Source organism: Ruminococcus sp. YE282, assembly GCA_900101355.1.
In the GTDB taxonomy this organism is placed as follows: domain Bacteria; phylum Bacillota; class Clostridia; order Oscillospirales; family Acutalibacteraceae; genus Ruminococcoides; species Ruminococcoides bromii_A.
Genome location: FMUV01000041.1, coordinates 1 through 22447 on the forward strand (window position 1 = coordinate 1; position 22447 = coordinate 22447).

25 protein-coding genes and 1 pseudogene are annotated in these 22447 nt (G+C 38.9%); 20 read left to right on the top strand and 6 right to left on the bottom strand.

The window, feature by feature from the left end; genetic code table 11:
• Nucleotides 1-11: 11 nt before the first annotated feature.
• Both BLP46_RS10820 and BLP46_RS10825 read right to left on the bottom strand, forming a co-directional pair.
• Nucleotides 12-227: pseudogene (locus BLP46_RS10820) on the bottom strand (transposase); the annotation flags it as partial.
• 106 nt (nucleotides 228-333) lie between these two features.
• Nucleotides 334-1293, bottom strand: a complete 960-nt coding sequence (locus tag BLP46_RS10825; RefSeq protein WP_092978878.1) for a hypothetical protein — start codon at nucleotides 1291-1293, stop codon at nucleotides 334-336.
• 224 nt (nucleotides 1294-1517) lie between these two features.
• Between BLP46_RS10825 and BLP46_RS10830 the strand changes: the two genes are divergently transcribed.
• The gene (locus BLP46_RS10830) at nucleotides 1518-2990 is read left to right on the top strand and encodes a helix-turn-helix domain-containing protein (protein ID WP_092978880.1); all 1473 of its coding nucleotides are present in this window, start codon (nucleotides 1518-1520) and stop codon (nucleotides 2988-2990) included.
• A gap of 119 nt (nucleotides 2991-3109) precedes the next feature.
• Here the strand turns inward: BLP46_RS10830 and rpmB are convergent, their stop codons facing one another.
• Nucleotides 3110-3298: a 50S ribosomal protein L28 gene (gene rpmB / locus BLP46_RS10835; RefSeq protein WP_015523414.1), complete on the bottom strand. Its 189-nt coding sequence runs from the start codon at nucleotides 3296-3298 to the stop codon at nucleotides 3110-3112.
• Between the two features lie 271 nt (nucleotides 3299-3569).
• On the opposite strand from rpmB, the gene BLP46_RS10840 reads away from it, so the two are divergent.
• The 10 genes from BLP46_RS10840 to BLP46_RS10885 all read left to right on the top strand — a co-directional run bounded on the left by BLP46_RS10840 (nucleotide 3570) and on the right by BLP46_RS10885 (nucleotide 12194).
• On the top strand, nucleotides 3570-4256 hold the full coding sequence (locus BLP46_RS10840) for a site-2 protease family protein (RefSeq protein ID WP_092978881.1): 687 nt from the start codon (nucleotides 3570-3572) through the stop codon (nucleotides 4254-4256).
• A 17-nt stretch (nucleotides 4257-4273) separates the two neighbouring features.
• On the top strand, nucleotides 4274-4993 hold the full coding sequence (locus BLP46_RS10845; protein WP_092978883.1) for a segregation and condensation protein A: 720 nt from the start codon (nucleotides 4274-4276) through the stop codon (nucleotides 4991-4993).
• Nucleotides 4993-5610, top strand: a complete 618-nt coding sequence (scpB, locus tag BLP46_RS10850) for an SMC-Scp complex subunit ScpB (RefSeq protein WP_092978884.1) — start codon at nucleotides 4993-4995, stop codon at nucleotides 5608-5610. Before BLP46_RS10845 ends, scpB begins: the two co-directional genes overlap by 1 nt.
• A 52-nt stretch (nucleotides 5611-5662) precedes the next feature.
• Nucleotides 5663-6280: a DUF2953 domain-containing protein gene (locus BLP46_RS10855; protein WP_092978886.1), complete on the top strand. Its 618-nt coding sequence runs from the start codon at nucleotides 5663-5665 to the stop codon at nucleotides 6278-6280.
• An 87-nt stretch (nucleotides 6281-6367) separates the two neighbouring features.
• Complete coding sequence (gene ytfJ / locus BLP46_RS10860; protein ID WP_092978887.1) at nucleotides 6368-6796, top strand: GerW family sporulation protein; 429 nt, start codon at nucleotides 6368-6370, stop codon at nucleotides 6794-6796.
• Between the two features lie 48 nt (nucleotides 6797-6844).
• Nucleotides 6845-7981, top strand: a complete 1137-nt coding sequence (locus tag BLP46_RS10865) for a D-alanyl-D-alanine carboxypeptidase family protein (RefSeq protein WP_092978888.1) — start codon at nucleotides 6845-6847, stop codon at nucleotides 7979-7981.
• On the top strand, nucleotides 7974-8720 hold the full coding sequence (locus BLP46_RS10870) for a pseudouridine synthase (RefSeq protein ID WP_092978889.1): 747 nt from the start codon (nucleotides 7974-7976) through the stop codon (nucleotides 8718-8720). The genes BLP46_RS10865 and BLP46_RS10870 overlap by 8 nt, the downstream gene beginning before the upstream one ends.
• Nucleotides 8721-9036: 316 nt before the next feature.
• Nucleotides 9037-10347, top strand: coding sequence for a carboxyl transferase domain-containing protein (locus BLP46_RS10875; RefSeq protein ID WP_092978891.1), 1311 nt, complete (start codon nucleotides 9037-9039; stop codon nucleotides 10345-10347).
• Between the two features lie 45 nt (nucleotides 10348-10392).
• Entirely contained in the window at nucleotides 10393-10761 is a 369-nt protein-coding gene (locus BLP46_RS10880; RefSeq protein WP_092978893.1) for a biotin/lipoyl-containing protein, read from the top strand.
• 29 nt (nucleotides 10762-10790) lie between these two features.
• Nucleotides 10791-12194 (top strand): oxaloacetate decarboxylase subunit alpha, encoded by a 1404-nt coding sequence (locus tag BLP46_RS10885; protein ID WP_092978895.1) that lies wholly within the window; start codon nucleotides 10791-10793, stop codon nucleotides 12192-12194.
• A gap of 263 nt (nucleotides 12195-12457) precedes the next feature.
• On the opposite strand, the gene BLP46_RS10890 is transcribed toward BLP46_RS10885, so the two are convergent.
• From BLP46_RS10890 to BLP46_RS10900, 3 genes are read right to left on the bottom strand one after another with little or no spacing between them, the layout of a single operon-like run.
• Nucleotides 12458-13261: an amino acid ABC transporter ATP-binding protein gene (locus BLP46_RS10890; RefSeq protein WP_092978897.1), complete on the bottom strand. Its 804-nt coding sequence runs from the start codon at nucleotides 13259-13261 to the stop codon at nucleotides 12458-12460.
• Between the two features lie 12 nt (nucleotides 13262-13273).
• Entirely contained in the window at nucleotides 13274-13924 is a 651-nt protein-coding gene (locus BLP46_RS10895) for an amino acid ABC transporter permease (protein WP_092978899.1), read from the bottom strand.
• A 19-nt stretch (nucleotides 13925-13943) separates the two neighbouring features.
• Entirely contained in the window at nucleotides 13944-14804 is an 861-nt protein-coding gene (locus BLP46_RS10900) for a transporter substrate-binding domain-containing protein (RefSeq protein WP_092978901.1), read from the bottom strand.
• Between the two features lie 521 nt (nucleotides 14805-15325).
• On the opposite strand from BLP46_RS10900, the gene BLP46_RS10905 reads away from it, so the two are divergent.
• The 9 genes from BLP46_RS10905 to BLP46_RS10940 form a co-directional block, all read left to right on the top strand.
• On the top strand, nucleotides 15326-16189 hold the full coding sequence (locus BLP46_RS10905; protein ID WP_092978912.1) for an EamA family transporter: 864 nt from the start codon (nucleotides 15326-15328) through the stop codon (nucleotides 16187-16189).
• 54 nt (nucleotides 16190-16243) lie between these two features.
• Nucleotides 16244-16786, top strand: a complete 543-nt coding sequence (locus BLP46_RS10910; RefSeq protein ID WP_092978903.1) for an RNA polymerase sigma factor — start codon at nucleotides 16244-16246, stop codon at nucleotides 16784-16786.
• 2 nt (nucleotides 16787-16788) lie between these two features.
• Nucleotides 16789-17073: a hypothetical protein gene (locus BLP46_RS10915; RefSeq protein WP_092978905.1), complete on the top strand. Its 285-nt coding sequence runs from the start codon at nucleotides 16789-16791 to the stop codon at nucleotides 17071-17073.
• Nucleotides 17060-17977: a zinc ribbon domain-containing protein gene (locus BLP46_RS10920; protein ID WP_092978907.1), complete on the top strand. Its 918-nt coding sequence runs from the start codon at nucleotides 17060-17062 to the stop codon at nucleotides 17975-17977. Before BLP46_RS10915 ends, BLP46_RS10920 begins: the two co-directional genes overlap by 14 nt.
• Before the next feature lie 134 nt (nucleotides 17978-18111).
• A complete protein-coding gene (locus tag BLP46_RS13375; RefSeq protein ID WP_318259590.1) occupies nucleotides 18112-18774 on the top strand; it encodes a P-type ATPase actuator domain-containing protein in 663 nt (220 codons plus the stop codon).
• 15 nt (nucleotides 18775-18789) lie between these two features.
• Nucleotides 18790-20358 (top strand): HAD-IC family P-type ATPase, encoded by a 1569-nt coding sequence (locus BLP46_RS10925; RefSeq protein ID WP_318259591.1) that lies wholly within the window; start codon nucleotides 18790-18792, stop codon nucleotides 20356-20358.
• 20 nt (nucleotides 20359-20378) lie between these two features.
• Entirely contained in the window at nucleotides 20379-20945 is a 567-nt protein-coding gene (locus BLP46_RS10930) for a phosphatase PAP2 family protein (protein ID WP_092978909.1), read from the top strand.
• A 258-nt stretch (nucleotides 20946-21203) separates the two neighbouring features.
• Nucleotides 21204-22067: a hypothetical protein gene (locus tag BLP46_RS10935; RefSeq protein WP_092978911.1), complete on the top strand. Its 864-nt coding sequence runs from the start codon at nucleotides 21204-21206 to the stop codon at nucleotides 22065-22067.
• 93 nt (nucleotides 22068-22160) lie between these two features.
• A partial coding sequence (locus BLP46_RS10940) for a transposase (RefSeq protein ID WP_502685995.1) occupies nucleotides 22161-22447 on the top strand: 287 nt, incomplete at its 3' end.

Genomic DNA, 22447 nt, shown 5'->3' on the forward strand with positions numbered 1-22447 from the left:
GTCTTTTTTTAGTAGCCGTTTCTGTAATTTTTCGACTTATTGCTACACTCATCATTCGACGTTCTTTCGCTTTTCTCGTAGCCGAGCTCATCTGCAAGCTCACATTCCATAACCTCCTGAAGAATGTCCTTGAACATATTTTTCATTGCTGTCATAACTTCATCTGTTGAGGTGAATTTCTGACTTCTTACAAATTCTCTCATCATTTCTGCCGGTACTTTTTCCATTAAAAAAACTTCCTTTCAAGCTTTAATTTTTCTGTTTCCATTATTGCTTGAAAGGAAGTCTATTATTCACTTTTACACAAACTTTTCGGCGGTCTCTAAAATAGTGTTAATGCCAGCTATAAATTGCATTCATAGTATTCATAAATTCAAGTTCAGCTTGTGTTCGTTCAGCATTGTATGATTCGATTGCAGTTTGCTCGTTTATTGAGGAATTAATTTCCTTTGACATATATCTCATATCATCAGAAAGATATGAGATTTTTTTATTTGCCTCGTACATTGTATTTTGAAGCTGTTCTTGATTTTCTACTATTTGGTCTAATTTATCCAATACTTTAGACAATTGTATTATAATTACCCCTCGCTGTGCTTCTTCTCTATATATGTTATAAGCACCTTTGTCTCCATTTTTGGGATTAAATTCAAGACTGTATGTTCGCTTTTCTAAAAAGTATTGATAAAAAGAGCTTATTGCAATTATATTGTGCCAGTAGTTTTCACTTATTATATTGTAATTATAGAATTCATCTAATATTTTTTTAGACTCATTATATTTATTTTCTAATATTGTTATTTCTTGCTGAATTTTTGCTCGAATGACATTCTCATTTTTTATACGCTTTTCTTCTGCATCACATAATTTATTATATTCATCTAATTGATATTTATATTGAGCATCAAGATTGTTTTGCTCTTTGCTTTTATAATGTGCGGCGACAAAAGGTCCAATAATTAATGCACCAGCCAAACCAATAAATAATGCAATTATTCCAGCAATAATAGGAACAATTATGATTGCAAAAATACCAGAACTTTCCCAAAAATCCTTCCATTTAGCAATAATTATAATAATGAGACCTATAATCCAAAAAACGAAACCTGTTGTTACCATATAATCGAAGTAATCAGTGCTTGCACTTTCGGGAATTGGCAACTCTATTCTATTTTTTATCCCCAATGAATTGCGTTCTGCATACAGATTCTCAATAGTTTTTTCTTGAATATAGATGTTTTTTTCCATATCAAGTAATATAGATAGATATTCCATTGTTTTTTTGTAATCCATTTTAAACCGTCCTTTCAAATTTAAACAACTTATGTAATACGATGCTTAAACTTTTTTATTATTCTACATATTAGTTTTCATTTTTACAATATGTGGCAAAATGTGTGGCAAAAATTTTTGCGCACACATTTTGTGAATTTTTAGTTGTACTTGCTTTTAAAGAAAATTTTTGATATTCTTGATATACAAGCTATGGTGAAATTTTAAAACATAGGAGGTAAAAAATGTTCGAACTTGGTAAAACGTTAAAAAAGTATGTTGTGTCTACGGGATATTCAATAAGAACTGCTGCAAAAACTTTGAATTATGATCGAGGAACGTTAAACAGTATTTTAAATGGCAAAAGAAAGATAAGCGGAGAACTTTTTGTTCAACTAATAGACTTATTGGACATAACAGAGCAGGAAAGACAAGATTTAATAGAACTTTACCATAAAGAGATTTATGGCGATGATTATGAGGTCTTTAATGAAATAAAGCACTCGTTAAATGGTTACAACGATACGTTTTTTTACGATGAATTGATTAGTTTTGAAAACATACCTGTAAATGAAGAAAAATTAAACGACAAATGTATAATAGACGGAGAAATGATGGTAAAAGAGGCTGTGCAAGGTGTAATTGCATTAGAAATGCAGAAAAAACACCCTTGCATATGGTTTAATGTAGACTTGCTGCAATATAATCTATTGAGTATGATGCATTTGCCTTATCGTAATTTGAGAGAGAAGATTGATTTAAAAAATATTGTTTGTTTTTCAACAGGCGAAAACAACAAATATACAAACTTTAAATTGCTTTCAAGTTTATTTCCGATAATGTTTGACGGTTACTGTCCCTATTACTGTTTCGCCGAAGCAAATATTCAATCGGATTTGTCGCTAATTTTTCCGTACTATATAATAACAAGCGAAAGGGTTATTTTGATTTCAAACAAAATAAATAAAGCTATGCTTTTTACTGATGAGAACAGAGAGATTATAGATATATACAAAAATCAATTCCTATCAAATATTGAAAAATGCAAAAAGTTTTCTTCAAAATTTTACGATTTGCCTGAATTACCATCTGTTTTTTCCGGATGTCTTTCAAAAATGACAGGTTTTTCAGGTGTTAGTTCGGGGCTTTGCATACTTCCGTTGTTATCAAAAGAACATTGGATGCATATATTTTCAGAAGCCGAGATAGATAATTATGAGCACCTTATTGACGAAAGTATCAAAATTTATAAGCAACTTACAAATACAAGCAAGGATACTGAGATAAACACCAAAAATTTTGCACCTGTTGAGGGAATAAGAAGATTTATTAAAACCGGAAAGGACGAACTTTTTATTAGTAATGATTATACAGAGCCGCTGACTGTAAAACAGAGGATTGAGGTTCTTGAGCGAATTTTAAATTATATAAAAGCCGGCGGAGAATATAAATTTTATGAATCTGAATTTTTAGACATAAAATTTGATATTAATCTAATTGCATCGGAAATTTTACTTTATAATGTTAACAGTGTTACAAATAAAAAGAATTTTTGCTGTACAATTGATGTTCCACGTAAGCTTTTAAGTATCTTTGAATCTTTCTTAGATATGCTGTCAAAAAATTATTTTGTATTGTCAAAAGATAGAAGTATAAAAGCTTTAGAAGATGGAATAGAAGAAGCAAAACTTATGCTTAATGGTATTGATTCTAACTAAACTAAAAAGCCTATTGTCAAATCATCAACAACAGGCTTTTTAAGATGCTCTTTATTTATTTTGTTTGCAAAAAAACAGCTTCACCAATTTGGTGAAGCTGTTTTGTAATTTCATAAGAATCAGTTAGCTCTGGTAACCTTACCTGAACGCAAACAACGGGTGCAAGCATATACACGCTTCGGTGAACCGTCAACAATAGCCTTAACGCGCTGAACGTTGGGCTTCCATGTTCTGTTGGAACGTCTGTGAGAGTGAGATACCTTGATGCCGAACTTTACATCCTTACCGCAGAATTCACATTTTGCCATGCGTCTGCACCTCCTTAAACAATTCAAAATCTATATCTAACTTTATTATAATAACAGAAAATGAGAAAAAATGCAAGTGTTTTTTGAAAATTTCTTAACTTGTTTTTTTATGTGTTTTATTATATAATAAATAATGATTACTTTGTAGCGATAAAATACCGATTTTTGTCATATAAATGTTACATTTTAATCATAGTTATATTTTATACTGAATATTACCTTAATTCAAGTCCTTTTTATTCGGGCTATTTTATTTATTTTGGAGGTCAATATGCTTTTTCAGCTTTTAAGCGGCAGATTTACCTTTCAGTCAATAGTGGCTGAGATTTTTGCCGTACTTGTAATTATATTTTTAATTTTGCCGTTCCACGAGTGGGCTCATGCATTTACAGCCTCACTTTTGGGCGATAAAGCTATCAAACAGCGCGGCAGACTTTCGTTTAATCCGCTTAGCCACATTGACCCTGTCGGAGCATTGTTTATGCTTCTTGTCGGATTCGGTTGGGCAAAGCCGGTGCCGATTGACCCTCGCAACTTCAAAAACCCAAAGGTCGGTATGGCTGTAACGGCAATTATGGGACCCGTTGCAAACATAGTTGCGGCAATGGCAGGTTATTTGATTTATAATTGTGTGTATTATCTCGCCCCGACTTTCTTTTACAGCGGATTTGGTATGTTTGTATACTATTTTCTTAGTTTTTATATTTCTTCAAATATCACCCTTGCGGTTTTCAACTTGATTCCCATACCGCCGCTTGACGGCTCAAAGGTGTTATTTATGTTTTTGCCTGATTCCGCTGTGAATTTCTTTTACAAATATCAGACAATTTTCTTTATTGTACTCTTTGCTCTTATGTATCTCGGAGCACTAAACGGAATTATCAACTGGGCTACCAGCGGAATTTCCTACGGCATTAACTGGCTTACATCGCTGCCGTTCAGAATCTTTATTCACTGATTTTTAGGAGGGCGGCAATGGAAACACAACTTCAATACAAGCTGCCCGTGTTTGAAGGACCGCTTGACCTACTTTTAACGCTGATTTCTAAAAATAAAATAGATATTTATGATATTCAGATTTCCGATTTGCTTGACCAATATATGGAGCAAATCAATCGTATGCAGGAAGACCAAATGGACATAGCTTCCGAGTTTTTGACAATGGCATCACGCCTTGTCTACATAAAATCCGTAATGCTCCTGCCAAAATACGAGGAAGAAGCTGAAGAACTCAAAAAAGAATTGTCCGGTCAGCTGCTTGAATATGCGGTTTGCAGAGAAATTGCCGCAAAGCTTGGAACAATTTATGATTTTGACACCTATTACAGAGATGCTTCGCCGGTTGAGTATGACCTTACATATAAAAGAAGTCATCCGCCAACTGATATAGCTGCGGCATATGTCAGCGCAGTGGGACGCGGCAAGCGAAAACTTCCGCCGTCGGAACAGGCATTTTCGGGCATTGTATCGCACAAGATAGTATCGGTCAACAGCAAAATTATACATCTGATGCGCAGGCTAAGACACGGAAACAGGCTTGAATACCATGAAATTTTTGAAGCGTGCGAGGGCAAAAGCGAACTCGTTGCAACGTTTCTCGCAACTTTGGAGCTTGTAAAGGGAAAACGTGTGCGTATTGACGGTTCGGGCGAAAACGCAATTGTATATATGATTGAGAAAGATGAGGTGCGGTGATGGCTGTTGAAAATATTTCTGCCGCAATTGAAGCAATTTTGTTTTCAAACGGTGCGTCTGTTGAGACTTCAAGACTCGCAAAGGCACTTGAAATAACAGAAAAAAAGGTAGACGAGTGTATTTCTGAGCTTATAAAGGATTATTCATCCGAAAAACGGGGCATAACCATAATAAAGCTTGATAATTCATATCAAATGGTTTCCTGTAAAGAGTATGCTCCTCAGATTCGCACGGTTATGGACTTGAGAAGAAACACTCCGCTTTCTCAGGCAGCGCTTGAGGTGCTTGCCGTAGTTGCCTACAATCAACCTGTAACAAAGGCTTTTGTTGAGCAGGTCAGGGGCGTTGATTGCAGCGGAGTAATAGGAAGCCTTACAGCAAAGGGTTTGGTTGAAGAAAAGGGCAGACTTGAATTGCCCGGAAGACCGCTTTTGTACGGTACAACCGAGAATTTTCTCAGATGTTTTAATATATCAAGCATCGACGAGCTTCCGCCGCTTCCCGAAAATGATGAGGAAAGCAATGACGAAGAAAACAGAGAAAATAATGAACAGAATGTTGAAGATTCGGGTTTAGATGAAAAATCCGATAATTCAGATAACGGCGGAGAAGAATAGATTTGCTTTATTGATTTATAAATCAGGCTAACTTTTACGGAGGGAAATTGCCTTGCTTTGGTTATATATATTGCTTGGAATATTGTTGGCAATTTTTCTTTTGCTGTTAGTTCCCGTCAGCATAACAATAAAATATGAAAATGATTTTTTGTGCAAATTAAGGATTGGCTTTGTTCCGATAACAATTTATCCGCCAAAACCCAAAAAGGAAAAAAAGAAAAAAGTTAAAAAGAAAGAACCAGGGCAGGAAAAGCAAGAAGAATCAAAAGAGAAGAAACCGAACCTTTTGCAAGAAAAGGGTTTGTCTTGGTTTATCAATTTAATAAAAAAAGTTGCAGAGCTTGCCAAGGATGCATTAAAAGACTTTTTTAAGCACATAATAATAAACAGATTTATGCTGAGTATTACAATTTCAGGAAATGATGCCGCCGATACGGCAATTAAATACGGCAAACTCTGTGCCGCCGTTTATCCTGCGGTAGGCATAATAACAGGAGCGGCAAAGTGCAAAAAATGCGGCATCGACCTTGCACCTGATTTTGATAAAAAATCAAAGGCAAGTATTTATTTTGACTTAAAGGCGAGAATACTTGCTTTATGGATTGCGGGTCTTATAATTAAATACGGCGTTAAGGGCATTAAATTAATGTTTGAAATAAAAGACGAATGATTAAAATTCAGTAAGTTTTAGAATATATTGCACTTGATAAAATATGTTGCAATAATTATTCTTTTAAAGCAATAAGGAGGAACAAAAATGGAACATCCGATTGGAAACCTTATGGATTCAACAATGGATAAAATCAAAGAGATGATTGACGTAAACACAATTGTCGGAGAACCGATAACAGCGGCTGACGGAACGCTTGTTATTCCCGTTTCAAAGGTGAGCTACGGATTTGCGGCAGGCGGTTCTGACCTTCCTACCAAAAAAGAAAACAAAGATTGTTTTGGCGGCGGCAGCGGTGCAGGCGTAACGATTCAGCCTGTTGCCTTTCTCACTGTTTATCAGGGTGATGTTCATTTGATTCCTGTTGACAACAGCGAATGCGGAGCCGATAAGCTTTTGGGAATTATACCGGATGTGGTTGACACCGTAAAAGGTATTTTTAAGAAGGACAAAAAGGATAAAAAAGATTCAAAAGATGATTTTTCAGAAATCACAGTTGATGATATAGACGTGTAACGTCATAACCAAACAACCCTTTGCATAAAATATGCAGGGGGTGTCCTTATGAAAAAAGCTGTTTCAATTTTTCTTGCGGTAGTTATGGCGGTTATCACTTTGCCGTATGCCTTGGCTGAAGAAAGTGAAAAGTCTGATAATTTAGGCGTTTCGGCTGAGGCTTATGTCTTATATTGCGCTGACAACGGTCAAATTATTGCCTCAAAAAATGAAAACAAGAAGATGAAACCCGCAAGCACGACAAAAATTATGACTTCTCTGATTGTGCTTGAAGAGGCAGCCTCGTCTGACAGAGTAATTACGTTTACCAAAGATATGGTTGCCGAGGGCAGTTCGATGTATCTTGGAATCGGCGAAAAGGTGCACCTGAGCGATTTGGCTGTCGGAATGATGATGTCATCAGGTAATGATGCCGCAAATGCTGCGGCTTTGTCAATTTCAGACAGTTTTGAAGATTTTTCAAAGCGAATGAATGAGCGAGCAGAGCAAATAGGTATGAAAAACACCCATTTTGTAACTCCAAGCGGCTTAGATGACGATAATCACTATTCAACGGCTTTTGATATGGCTTTGCTGATGTCGTATGCGCTTGAAAATGAAGATTTTGCTAATCTTACATCAAAAAAGAGTGCAAAGGTAGATTTTGCAGAACCTGATAAACATATTACATATTCAAATCATAATCGGCTTTTGTCGCTTTATGAATATTGCACGGGCGGAAAAACCGGATATACTCAGGCGGCAGGCAGGTGCCTTGTTACATCGGCAAAAAAAGACGGTTTAACGTTTGTCTGCGTTACAATGAACGACCGAAATGATTGGAAAGACCATACCGCCCTATATAATTACGGTTATGAGAGATATTGCCGGGTAGATTGCAGTGACAGCGACTTTGCAGCCGATGTTCCGTGCGTGGGAGGCCAAGAAGACAACGTTTCCGTTATTGCGGAAAAAGACGCTTCAATCGTATTGCCTGTCGAAAGCAAATCTGAGCTTGAGCGAAAGGTGTATATTGACAGCTTTTTTTATGCACCTGTTAAAAAAGGGCAGAATGTCGGAAGAATTGATTATATTGTCGATACAAAAGTGGTTTCAAGCGTAAACATTACTGCCGTCGATACAGTTGAAGCTAAAAAGAATAACAATATATTTAATAAGATAAAGGAATTATTTTCAAATGGCTAAAAATGAACCGATAAGACTTCAAAAATTTATTTCACAATGCGGAATTGCTTCCCGCCGCAAGGCTGAGGAAATGATTCTTAACGGAAGCGTTAAGGTAAACGGAAAAGCCGCTGTTCTCGGCGACAAGGTTACGGCAGAGGATAAGGTGTTCTTAAAGGGCAAAAGAATTGTTATGCCCAAAACAAAATTCCGTTACATTATGCTGAACAAACCGAGAGGATTTATAACCACAATGAACGATGACCGCGGCAGAAAGTGCGTTGCACAGCTTGTCAGCAATGTGGGCGAGAGGGTTTATCCGATTGGCAGGCTTGATAAAGATTCCGAGGGAATGTTGGTGTTTACAAATGACGGTGAGTTTGCAAACAAGGTTATGCATCCCAGAAACGGAGTTTATAAAATTTACCGTGTAACAGTACGTCCGACAATTGACGAGGAACAGCTGATAAAGCTTGAAACAGGAGTTGAAATCGACGGCAAAAAGACTGCGCCTGCGATTGTTCACGTTATTCACAAGGAACAGGGCAGAGTTGTACTTGAGATGATTCTGCATGAGGGCAAAAACCGTGAAATTCGTAAAATGTGCGAAGCTGTCGGACTTGAGGTTGCAAGACTTAAGAGAACCCAAATCGGCGGAGTGAAAATGGGAATGTTAAAGCAGGGCGACTGGCGTGACCTTACCGAAAATGAGGTGAAAAAACTTCTGTCAAATCCGATTGTAAACGGAAGAACAATATAATAATCCGTGTTTTTTGATTGCAGTTTAAATTTATAGATAAAATATAATTTTTGTTAATAATCAGATTAGTGTAAATTCAACATAATTTATAAGTTTTGGTTTGATAAATATATATTCTGTAAAAAAATGCATAATATATCGGCTTTTTTCTTGTACTTTTCAGGGAAATGCGGTATAATATAATATGTATAAATAATACTATGCAAATTACGTTTTTGTATTTTGCATTTCATTTTTGAGTATTATGTCCTTTTTCGCACTTTTGATTTACCCCGCAGAGGACGGACGTAATAATTACGGCATTGGAGGAATTTAGATGAGTATTGAAAAAATCAATCAGGCAAAGTCCGAAATTGCGGCAACTTCCGCATATAAGACGATTACTGATTTTTTTGATGAGGGAAGCTTTTGCGAGATTGACGCCTTTGCAAAGTCGGGCGACGGATTTGCCGAAGCTGTTGCAGGATTCGGAACGGTTGACGGACTTCCTGTTTATGCGTTCGCGCAAAACAGCGATATCTGCGGCGGTGCTATGAGCAAGGCTCAGGCTGCAAAACTTAAAAAGGTTTATAATCTTGCACTTAAAACAGGTGCTCCCGTTGTTGGCTTTTATGACAGCGTAGGCGGAAGACTTAAGCAGGGAACAGAGCTTCTTGCAGGCTGCGGAGATGTTCTTAACAGTGCCGCTGTTCTTTCGGGTGTGGTTCCTCAGGTTTCTGTTGTACTCGGCACTTGCCTCGGTACAAGCGCACTTAACGCAGTAAGTGCTGATTTTGTGATTATGAGTGAAAAGGCCCAGCTTTCTCTTGCCGTTACAGGCGAAAATGCTGATGCAAAATATAATGCTGAACACGGCAATGTTTCTGTTGTTGCAAAAGATACCGCAGATGCAATTGCAAAGGCAAAAGAGCTTGTTCAGTACCTGCCGTCAAACAATCTTAACAGCGCACCGCAGACATTTGAAGAAGAGCCTTCGGGCGACTGCGGTTGCATTGTAAGCAAAGTAGTAGACGGCGGAGCAAAGTTTAAGCTTTACGATGATTTCGGAGATAATTCAAAGGCTCGTCTTGCTCATATCGGCGGACAGGTTGTCGGAATTATCAACACAAAGGGCAACAGCCTTGACTGCAAGTCTGCTTCAAAGGCTGCAAAGTTTGTTCGTTTTTGCGACGCTTTCTCAATCCCTGTGATTACATTTGTTAATTGTCCGGGCTTTGAATCACTCGGTTCGGCTGCAAAGCTTACATCTGCTTATGCAGAGGCAACAACCGTTAAAATTTCTGTTGTAACAGGAAAAGCAATCGGTTCTGCTTATATCGCTCTTGCAGGCACAGGTGCAAACGCCGATGTGGTTTATGCTCTTCCAGATGCGGTAATCTCACCTGTAAACGTTGAGGCAGCAGCATTTATTATGGATCCAAAGTCAATGAAAGTTCCTGTTGCAAAGCAAAAAGAAGTTGCAGATAAGTTTGCTTCGGAAAATCTTTCGGCATTCAACGCAGCCCAGAACGGTTATGTTGACGGAATTACCGACGAGTCGGAACTCAGACAAACTCTTATTTCTGCTCTTGACATGCTTTCCGGCAAGCGCGTTTCTACACTTGCAAAGAAACATTCTACTATTTAATTAAATTACGAAAATAATACTTGTTATAATAAAGGGGAAATTATCATGAAGAATTTAAGAATTACCGTAAACGGTACAGCATATGACGTACAGGTTGAAGAACTTGGCGCATCATCAGCTCCGGCTCAGGCTGCTCCCGCTGCTCCTGCAGCTGCACCGGCTCCTGCTGCAAAACCGGCTGCTCCAAGCGGTGCCGCAGGTTCAATCGTAATCAAGGCTCCTATGCCCGGCACTGTTGTAAACGTTGTTGTTACACCGGGTCAGGCTGTTAAAGCAGGCGATGACCTTGTATTTATTGAAGCTATGAAGATGGAAACCCCTGTTAAGGCTACAAATGACGGTACTGTTGCAACTGTTGAAGTTGCAAAGGGAGAGTCAGTTGACTCAGGCAAGGTTCTTGTAACTCTCAACTAATTTACTGAAATTGCAAAGGGGATACTAAAATGGCAAAGAAAATCAGAATCACCGAAACTGCCCTGCGTGACGCACATCAGTCACTTATTGCCACAAGAATGACAACAGAGGATATGCTCCCTATTCTTGACAAGCTTGACAAGGCAGGTTATTATTCGCTGGAATGTTGGGGCGGCGCAACTTATGACGCTTGTCTGCGTTTTTTGAATGAAGACCCATGGCAGAGACTCCGCATTATCAGAGAACATTGCCCGAATACAAAGCTTCAGATGCTTTTCAGAGGACAGAATATGCTCGGATATCGTCACTATGCTGATGATTGCGTAGAGTATTTGGTTCAGCGTTCAATTGCAAACGGTATTGATATTATCAGAATTTTTGATGCGTTAAACGATATCAAAAATCTTAAGACAGCTATCAAGGCTGCAAAAAAAGAGGGCGGACACGCTCAGGTAGCTATCAGCTACACAACCGGTCCTGTATTTACAGATGACTACTATGTTGATTATGCAAAGAGAATTGCCGATGCAGGCGCAGATTCTATCTGTATAAAAGATATGGCTGCATTGCTTACTCCGACAAAGACTTATAATCTTGTAAAAGCTATCAAAAAGGCACTTCCTGAGATGCCTGTTCAGTTGCACACTCACTATACTTCCGGTCTTGCTTCAATGTGCTTGTTAAAGGGTGTTGAAGCAGGCGCAGACGGTATTGATACTGCAATCAGCCCACTGGCTCTCGGTACTTCACACGCACCGACAGAGTCTATGATTGCCGCTTTGCAGGGTACGCCGTACGACACAGGCCTTGACATAAAAGACTTTACAGATATTCGTGCTTACTTTATGACATTGCGTGAAAAATACATCAAGTCAGGTCTTCTTGATCCAAAGATGCTTGCAACCGATGCAAAGGCTTTGATTTATCAGGTTCCGGGCGGTATGCTTTCAAACCTTCTCTCACAGCTTAAACAGGCAGGCAGAGAAGATCAGCTTGATAAAGTTCTTGAAGAAGTTCCGCGTGTTCGTAAGGATGCGGGTTATCCTCCGCTTGTTACACCGACTTCACAGATTGTCGGTACTCAGGCTGTATTTAACGTTATTACAGGTGAGCGTTACAAGATGTGCACTAACGAATTTAAGGGTCTTGTTGCCGGTGAATACGGTACAACTCCAATGCCAATCGACCCTAAATTCCAGAAGCAGATAATTGGCGACAAAAAGGTTATTAAATGTCGTCCTGCAGATTTGCTTGAGCCGGAACTTGACAAGCTCAGAAGTGAAATTTCAGAGTGGATTGAACAGCCTGAAGATGTTCTTTCTTATGCTCAGTTCCCGAAGGTTGCAATTGATTTCTTCAAAAAGAGAAGAAATGCAGAAGTTGGAATCAACGGCGACAAGCTTGACAGCGAAAATATGATTCACCCCGTTTAATAAGTATAACAGATAAAATAAGGTCACAGCGCAATTAAGTGCTGTGACCTTTTAATATTTGTTTACTTTACAGAGTTTGAGATAGCATAAGTCGGCATAATACAAAAAACTCAATGCCAATAGTTATGGTACGCCGAAAAGACGTTTTATTCAATTAGTAAAGCGGCAGTTAAAAGGCTGCCGCTTATTTTGTAATTAATAAGAAAAAGTTTTTTCTGTTTTATGACAATATTTGTTTAACCAAGCAAGTTTATCAGGTTAAATCAATATTGATTGAATCTTGATAAAAACGCTTGTGTTCTTGGATTTTGCGGATTTTCAATAACTTGCTGAGGCGTGCCCTCTTCGGCGATTAAGCCGTCAGCCATAAAGATTATTTTGTCCGCAACATCATGTGCAAATTCAATTTCATGCGTAACAACAATCATTGTGCTGTCCGAACTTTTTAGTCCCTTAATAACGTTAAGAACTTCTCCGGTAAGCTCAGGGTCAAGGGCTGAGGTGGGTTCGTCAAAGCACAGTACGTCCGGATTCAGCGCAAGCGCCCGTGCAATAGCCACACGCTGCTGCTGTCCACCGCTCAGATTACATGGATATGACATAGCCTTTTCGGAAAGTCCTACCTTGCCGAGCAGAGATTCTGCGGTTTGTCTTATAAGCTGTTGAGCTTCTTTATATGACTTTGTACCTTTGTATGAGCCGTATTTTTTAATTTGTTCCTTTGCCAAAAGTGACGGCGCAAGTGTAATGTTATCAATTACCTTGTATTGAGGAAACAAATTAAACGATTGAAACACAAGACCGAAATGCAGCCTGTTCTGTCTGATTGCAACATCGCTTATTTTGGAAGCGTCATTGCTGTCAAAAAGAACTTTGCCGTCAACCGTAATTTTGCCCTTTTGAGGTGTTTCAAGAAAGTTAAGACAACGCAGCAGAGTGGTTTTTCCTGAACCCGAAGAACCGATTATTGCAAGAACCTCGCCTTTTTCAAGTGAAAAGCTTATATCTTTGAGAACCTCGGTTTTTCCGAAAGATTTTTGAATATTTTCTACATTCAACATCGACATATTCTTTCCTCCTTATCCCTTGTAGTAGTTAAGCTTTTTCTCAATAAACGAGAAAAGAAGCGTAAGCACACCGCAGAACAGCAAGAAGAACAGTGCCGAATAGAACAGCGGCCAAATAAGTCCCTGCATTGAAAAATCTTTGGCATTCATAAGTATTTCCGGAATTGCAATAACACTTGCAAGCGAAGTATCTTTTACAAGTGTGATGATTTCATTTCCAATCGGAGCAGTAATGCGTTTTATTACCTGAAGCAAAACGACTTTGAAGAAAATTTGTGATTTCTTCATACCAAGCACCTGTCCTGCCTCATATTGTCCCTTTGGTACAGATTCAATTCCGCCGCGGAATATTTCGGAAAAATATGCCGCATAGTTTATTATAAATGCTATCAGTGCAGCATTCATTCTCGGAAAATTAAAGCTTCCGTTTGACATAAGCGGAGGAACATAGAATACCACAAAGAGCTGAAGCATAAGAGGCGTTCCGCGGATAATCCATACAAAAGTCCTTGTCAGCGCCTTGAGCGGAAAAAATCTTGACCTTGAACCCATTGAAACAATGAGTCCCATCGGTATTGCCGCAACAAGCGTAACAATAAATATTAAGCTGTTTTCTCCAAAACCTTTTAAAAGTTGTTCGGTTACGTTTAAAAATTGATTCATTAAAAGCCCTGCTTGTTAATTATTTTGCTTTGATAAGGAGCAAATCCTTTAAGTTGTATTTGTCGGCAATTTTTTCAAGTTCGCCGTTATCTGCCAATGCCTGCATAGCGTCATCAAGCTTTGCAAGTGTTTCTGTGCTGTCCTTTCGAAGTGCAACGCCATACTGTTCGGGCGCAAAGCTCTTGTCCTCAATAACCGAAAGGTTAGAATAATCCGAACCGTCTTTAAGTGTGCCGATTGACATTACATAGTCAATAACCGCAATGTCTGCTGTGCCTGATTTAACCTCAAGAAGAGCCTTAGCCTGTGAGTCAACCGATACATATGTAGCCTGCTTAAAGAAGTCGTCGCTCTGAGCAACTTCTTCGCCGGCAGACTTTTTCTCTGCAACAACGGTTGCTCCCGAAAGAGCTTCTGCAGATGTGTACTTGTCAGCGTTTTCAGCCTTTGTTACCATAACCTGCTTGTTTTCCATATACGGAGTTGAAATGCCCATATTTTCTTTTCTCTCGTCTGTGATTGTTAAGCCGTTCCAAATGCAGTCGATTGTCTTTGCGTTCAGTTCAACTTCCTTGGAATCCCAGTCGATTTTCTGGAATTTAGGTTTAACGCCAAGCTGGTCGCAAACCTTTGTTGCAAATTCGGTTTCAAATCCTGTAAGTTCGCCGTTTTCATCCATATAGTTCATCGGCTCGAAATATGTAATTCCTATTACCATTTCGCCTTTGTCCTTGATGTAAGCCCAGTCTCCGTCAGCAGAAGCGGAAGATGACGACTTGTCGGAAGATTCGGAAGAATTTGAAGAGGCTGATTCTCCGCAGCCTGCAAATACTGTTGCGGTCATAAGACCTGCCATTAAAAATGCAAGTAGTTTTTTCATAGTTAATTTCCTCGTTTTCGTATAATCTAAGTGCAAATGTTTCCGCTATATAGCCAGCGGAAGCCATTCCAAAATTAAGTGTGATTAATAGATTTTCACTGAATTTTTGAAAAGCCAAAGTTCCTTTGCACAGCTTGCAATCGGTCACAGGCTCAGCTCCTTGCAAGCAAAGCAGAGCGTTGTTCCGAATTGAATGGTGTGCAGAAATTATTTGATTTTTGCAACACATTGATATTATACATTACCGTATTATCAAAGTAAAGTGTTTTTTACAATTTTCTTATCCCTTTAAAATCACAGATAATCAAGAATTAACGGGACATTTAATCTTTTGTGTATTAACTTGTACATCATAAAAAACCAAAGTATAATTGTAAAAGATAACAGCATTTACATTGTTTTCAATTAAATTCAGAAGATGTGCCTGCCTTGGTAATTGGTTTATGAAAATTTTTAATTTTTTACCAACCAAACATTGTCTTCTGCGTATAATTTATGAAGCAGAAAGAAAGATGAGTTTTATGTGGGTATTATTTGCATTCGGTTCAGCGTTTTTCGCCGGAATTACAGCAATTCTTGCAAAGTGCGGAATAAAAAATACCGATTCCGATGTTGCAACCGCAATTCGCACAATTGTTGTGCTTGCGTTTTCGTGGTTAATGGTGTTGATTTCGGGTTCGTTTTCAACAATTATTGTGCTTGATACAAAGACTTGGGTATTTCTTGTTTTGTCGGGTTTGTCAACGGGAGCGTCGTGGCTTTGTTATTTTAAAGCGTTGCAGCTTGGAGATATTAACAAGGTTGTTCCGATTGACAAATCAAGCACGGTACTGACTATTTTGTTGGCATTTATTTTTCTTGGTGAGAAAATTACCTTGATTAATACAGCGGCAATAATTTTAATAGGCGTTGGCACTTTTTTAATGATTGAAAAAAAGAAATCCGCAACTTCCGGTAACTCCAAAGGGAGAATGTGGTTGATATACGCTTTGCTTTCGACCGTGTTTGCAAGCTTGACGGCAATTCTCGGCAAAGTGGGTATTGACGTGGTTGAGTCAAACCTCGGTACGGCAATACGAACCTGCGTTGTGCTTATAATGGCTTGGCTGATTGTACTTATAAAAAGAAAACAAAGTGCAGTAAAAAATATTTCTTCAAAAGAATTAATATTTATTTGTCTTTCAGGCCTTGCAACGGGCGGCTCATGGCTGTGCTATTACAAGGCACTTCATGACGGATTGGCAAGCGTAGTTGTTCCGATTGACAAGCTCAGCATTTTGGTGTCGATAGCATTTTCGTATTTTGTTTTCAAAGAAAGATTATCCAAGAAATCCGCTTTGGGGTCGTGTTTGATTGTTGCAGGTACGCTGGTAATGTTGATTTAAATATCGTTTTAAAATTATTTGGAAGCTAAATAAAAGGCAGAAGGGGGAAATGCGGTGAAAGATAATGCACTTATCAAAAGGTGCCAAAAGGGCGAAAAGCAGGCATTCGATGAGCTTATCAGACTGTATTACCCGTATGTTTCAGGGTTTCTTATAAAGACGACCAAGGACGAAATACTGGCGGAGGATTTGACTCAGGACGTATTTCTTAAAATGATTCAAAATATTGAGAAGTTTAATTTGAGCGGAAACGCAAACCTTGGCACATGGCTCATAACAATTGCAAAGAACTGTTACATAGACCATTTGCGGCGCAATAGGATTTATTTGGAGAATATTGACGAAGTGCCTATTGCCGACAATCGAAGCTTGTCGGATGATATTGACCAAAAACTTCAATATGAAGAATTGTTAAACGCAATAGACAATCTTCCTCCCGAACAGGGGATAGCAATACGGCTTAAATATGAAGAAGATTTGACGCTTGCCGAGATTGCAAAACGTTTTGGCGTACAGTCAAAAACAATAAAAAGCCGTATTCACGACGGCAAGGCTAAGCTGAGAAAACTGTTTAAAGATAAAGAGAGGCAGGACTAAGTATGAAGCAAAATGCAGATAAGTTAATTCAGAATTTAACTCCGGAGATTGACAAAAAATGTGACGAGCTTAAAGCAATTCGCAGAGAAAAAATACAGTCACGGTTATTTGTAATACTGTGTGTGATTATAATTGTTGTGCCGGCATTGCTTATATTTTTTGGTGTATCGCTTACTGTGTTGATAGCTCCGATTCTGTTTATGAGTCTATGTGTGGTAATGCTTTTGCCGATTATGTTAAACGGAGAGATTGCTCAAAGGGGAGGAAACAGCTATGAACAAGCTTGAAAACATACTTTCAAAATGGAATTTTAAAAAAATAGCAGTTATATATGTAATTGCTGCACTTGTGGCAGGAATTTGTTGTGTAACAGCAGTCGGAATTATATACGGTGAAAGACTTAGCTTTGCCATAAACTATTCACGTTTGGACAATGCCCTTGAACACAATGATTATCAAGAACTCTGCACAGCGGTTGACAAAACAGCCCTTGCAACCGATGATGTTATTGATATTCTTGTCTTGAACAGTGATAACAAGGTTACTTATTCGTCAAAGAACTCTGAATTTGCTTCCGATTATTTACAGCTTGCAAAGGTAGGCGATGAAAAAAAGTACCTTGCTTCCGAAAAATATCCCGACACTGTTTTTAAGTATGTAAAAAACGATGAGTTTATGCTCAGCTCAATTCTTAATAAGGATTTCAGCCAAATACGCTCCGATTATGATGACGACAGCTTTTATGACAGTTCGGTTTCGTCCAAAACAATATATATGTTAAGCTGCATAAACAGCGAGAAAAATGACGACAAAATATACGTTATAAGCAATCCGACCTCTGTGCCCGGCGGAATGACGGCAATAAAAATATCTGCCGCATTGGCTATGTTTTTCTTCTGTGTATATTGGGTGTTGGTTGCGCTTTGGCTGTATAGTGACGCCGCAAAGCTAAAGCTTTCTCCGCTTTATTGGGGACTTATAGGATTGCTTACAAATCTTGCGGGTGTGATAGTATACAAGGTTTACAAGCACAGCATTACTGTTTGCACATCTTGCGGTGCTGCACAAAATAACGAAAATCTGTATTGTTCTTACTGCGGAAGTCAGCTCGGAGAGCATTGCGATAACTGCGGCGGAAAAATAAACTCCAAAGACTGTTTTTGCTGTCACTGCGGACATAAAGTTAAATAAAATTGATTATGTGCTCTTATCGGCTTAGGAATATCCGAGGCCGATTTTTTTGCCGAAATTTATATTAAATTTATACCAACCTTTGCTTATATTCTGCGTGTAACAGACAAAAGCAAATGCAAAGGAGTATAATTATGAACAACGCAACAAAAACGATACCGCAAATATTAAAAGACAATATTTGCACGGTATTCAATCTGCTTAATGTTTTAATAGCAATTTCTCTTTGTCTTGTCGGAGCGTGGAAGAACGTTCTTTTTATCCTGATTATTTTTATTAATACTGTTGTTGGAATTGTTCAGGAAATCAAGGCAAAACGTCAGGTTGAGCGGCTTACGCTGTTATCACAACCGTCGGTATCGGTGCTGAGAAACGGCAATGAGTATGAACTCACGCCGAGTGAAATTCAAAAGGGCGATATTCTTTTATTGGAGAGCGGTTCGGTGATTTGTGCCGATTGTATTGTAAGTTCAGGCAAACTTGAGGTTAATGAAGCAATACTGAAAGGCGAATCGGAGCCGGCTGTTAAGCAAATAGGAAGCAAGTTATATTCCGGAAGCACGGTCATTTCGGGAAAATGTCAGGCAAAGGCAATTTGCGACAGCGCTGATTCCTTTACTTCAAAGATGGTTGACGAGGTAAAGAAAACCCGCAAAAGCAAATCGGAATTGCTTTCTTCAATGAAAAAGGTAACTAAATTTACAAGTTTTCTGATTGTTCCGCTTGGACTTTTAATGTTTATACAGGCTTACTTTTTCCGAAATGCGCCGTTAGATACAGCGGTAATTTCAACATAGGCAGGGTTGCTCGGAATGCTGCCCAAGGGGCTTGTTCTTCTAATAAGTATAGGCCTTGCCGCAGGAGTAATAAGCCTTTCCAAGAAAAATGTTTTGGTAAGAGAACTTCATTCGCTTGAAAATCTGGCACATTGCGACGTTGTTTGCCTTGACAAGACAGGAACGTTGACCGAGGGAAACCTTACCGTGGAAAGCGTTCAAACTGATTTAGATGAAAAAGAATTTCAAAAGTTGATGTTGTCATACATTAGAAATACTGACGATAATAATTCAACCTTTACGGCAATAAAATCATATTTTGATTCTTCAAACGGCAACAGTTATAATGTCGTTTCAACCGTTCCGTTTTCTTCCGAGCGCAAATGGTCGTCAGTTATGCTTCAGGACGGTCGCACACTTGTGATTGGCGCACCCGAAAAATTGTGTAAAAGTATTCCTCCCGAGGTTTCATCTATTATGGCAAACGGCAAAAGGGTAATTTTTGTCGGATTAGACAGGGGAGAGTTTGATGTTTCAACCGTAACGGTTATAGCAATGATAGTTATTGCCGATAAAATAAGAAAAAACGCACGTCAAACAATTCAATATTTTTATAACCAGGGCGTAGATGTCAAAGTGATTTCGGGCGACAATCCGCTTTCGGCTTCTGCGGCGGCAAGACTGTCGGGCGTTAACAATGCCGATAAATATGTTGACGTCAGCCTTTTGATTGACGACGAATTTGAAAGTGCCGCAAAAAAATATACCGTGTTTGGCAGGGTAACTCCCGAACAGAAAAAATGCCTAATTTCTGTTATGCAGAAGGACGGCCACAGAGTTGCAATGACAGGTGATGGGGTAAATGATTTATTGGCAATGCGCCAGGCTGATTGTTCGGCTGCCATGGGCAACGGAAGCGACGCCGCAAAGCAAACAGCACAGCTTGTTTTGCTTGATTCGGACTTCTCGGTGCTGAAAAACGTAATCTCAGAGGGAAGAAGAGTTATTAACAATATCACCAAATCAGCCGGGGTTTTCTTTATAAAGACAATTTATTCCGTTTTACTTTGTATTTTATGTTTATTGTTTAATGCGGATTTTCCGTTTATCCCGATTCAAATTACCTTGATTGATGCAGTAATAGAAGCATTTCCGGCATTTTTAATGTCATTTGAGAAAAATGATAAAAAGGTTGACAACAGTTTTCTTCATAGTGCCCTCAAATCGGCATTGCCAAACAGTATTGCAATTTTTTTGTGCTGCACAGCCTTGTTTTTTGCCGCACCATATCTTGGATTGGAAGCTGCACAAACCTCGCTTATTATGTATTTGACTGTGGGCTTTGTCAGCTTAGCTGGAGTGGTAAAGGCAAGTTTGCCGTTCAATTTATTCAGAGGCTTTCTTGCAGGAACTTCAATTATAGGCTTTATCTTAGCTGTTTTGCTGTTCTCTTCGTTTTTACAGCTTCCGCAGTTGTCAGCCGCAGGAGCGGCAGTGCTGCCGTTCGTTGTTGTTCCCGAAATTGTAATTTCGGTGTTTTTCAGGCTGCCTGAATTAAAAAAAGGCAAACATACCTGCAACGGTGTAGCTCAGAAAAACAATTGACAAAACAGAAAGGAGTTAATATGTTTGACTTTATTCAAAATGCGGATTGGTTCATTCTAAACGGTATTCACAATACATTCAGCTGTGGCTTTTTAGATTTTTTGATGCCTAAAATTACGGTTTTGGGAGATGTGGGAGCAATATGGCTTTTGTCAGGATTGTTACTTTCAATTTCAAAAAAATACCGTAAATACGGTTTAGCTCTTATCATCGGATTGGCTTTGAGTTTTCTTGTAAGCAATGTGTGCCTAAAACCGCTTATCGCACGTCCACGACCTTGCTGGACAGAAAATGTAAATTTGCTGATAAACAATCCAAGCGATTATTCATTTCCGTCAGGACATACGCTGGCGTCAGTAATCGGAGCGTTTGTTATTACCGCCGCTAACAGAAAGTTTGGACTTTTTGCAATTCCGATTGCGGTTTTAATATCTTTTTCAAGGTTGTATTTATACGTACACTTTCCGTCCGATGTTTTAACTTCGGTAGTTTTAGGCATAGGAATCGGTGCTTTGGCAGTATTTACTGCAAAAAAGGCAACAAATATATTTGACGGCGTAAAAAGCAGAAAATTGAACAGACTGTAAACGCTAATTTATTTTAAAATATTAATTACATATTTGTTTGTTAAGAATTATAGAATAAAACAAAAAGGCGCTGTGAAGTCGGAAGCTTTTAGCTTCGTTTCTTCACAGCGCCTTTTTTGAATATTCAAGAAAACTTGAAACTATAATTTATTTGATTGCCGTGTGCCCTCTGAGAAAAAAGACAAAATGTAATTGTTCTTCTCTTGACAACGCCTGTCAATCAGGTATAATGAAATAAAAAGCTAAAGGAGTTTTTGCATGAAAAAACTATTTGGCGGAATCAACCTCACATGGCCGAAGCTCATTATCGCGGCAGTCGCCGCGGGCGTGTTCACGGCGGTGATGGCACTGATTCCCGCGCTGCTGCGCACGTCCTTCATCGCGATTACAGTTACCTTTGAAATCTGGATTTTATTTGGAATCCTCATTATCATGAACAGCAAGTCAAATCTTGATTCCGCGCTGAAATGCTTTGTCTTTTTCTTAATCAGCCAACCGCTGGTGTACCTCATTCAAGTGCCGTTTTCGGAAATGGGCTGGGGATTATTCTCCTATTACAGATTCTGGTTTATCTGTACGCTTTTATGCTTCCCGATGGGCTTTGTCGGCTACTTTATGAAAAAAGACAAGTGGTGGGGCTATCTCATTCTTTTGCCGATGATTTTGCTGACGGGGTATTCGCTGTTGGGGTATTTTTCCGATTTTCAGTTTTCAGCGCCCCGGTATATTTTAATTGTTTTGTTCTGTGCCGCCGCCATGATTCTGTATCCCGTGTTTATTTTCCGGAATAAAATCATCAGAATTGTCGGCGCTGCTGTCGGCACGGTCGGCGTTATTGCGATTATCACCATCTGCCTGTTCAATCCTCCGGTTTACAGCATTGACCTTTTCAACGTTGGGGATGACAAAGGTCTTTCTCCCTCCTATAATGTGACCTTGGAGGATAGCAGCTACGGAGATGCGGAAATCAGATATATTGACGACCTTGAAAGCTACGCCGTTCATGTTGACTTCAAAAAAGCAGGTCACACTAAGCTCATTCTAAAAACGCCCGACGGCGCCAAGAAAGAATACGCGATAGACGTTGAGAGAAACACCTATAACATAACAGAGAGTACATAATACTAAACGTGACTTGTCTAAGCATAAGAAAAGGCGCTGTGAAACAACACCCCCAAAAAACAGACAGGCACATAACCGAAAGCATGGACGGTTATGTGCCTGTTGTGGTATAATAAGTTTGTGAACAATAATACCGAAATCAATTATACACCAAAGCAAGGAAGATTTCCAGTATTTGTTTCAGATTTATTAGAAATTTCTGATCCGGTAATAGCGTTTGACCATGTAATGGAGGCGATTGGAGTTCAGAAGTATCTCAAGGGCAAGGTAAAAAGTACCGGTCGGTTGGGATATAATCCGGTCAATCTGCTTAAAACAGTCTTGTTTGCTTTCAGGGACAAAGGATATGCATCCTTAAGAACAATCGACGATGAGTGCCG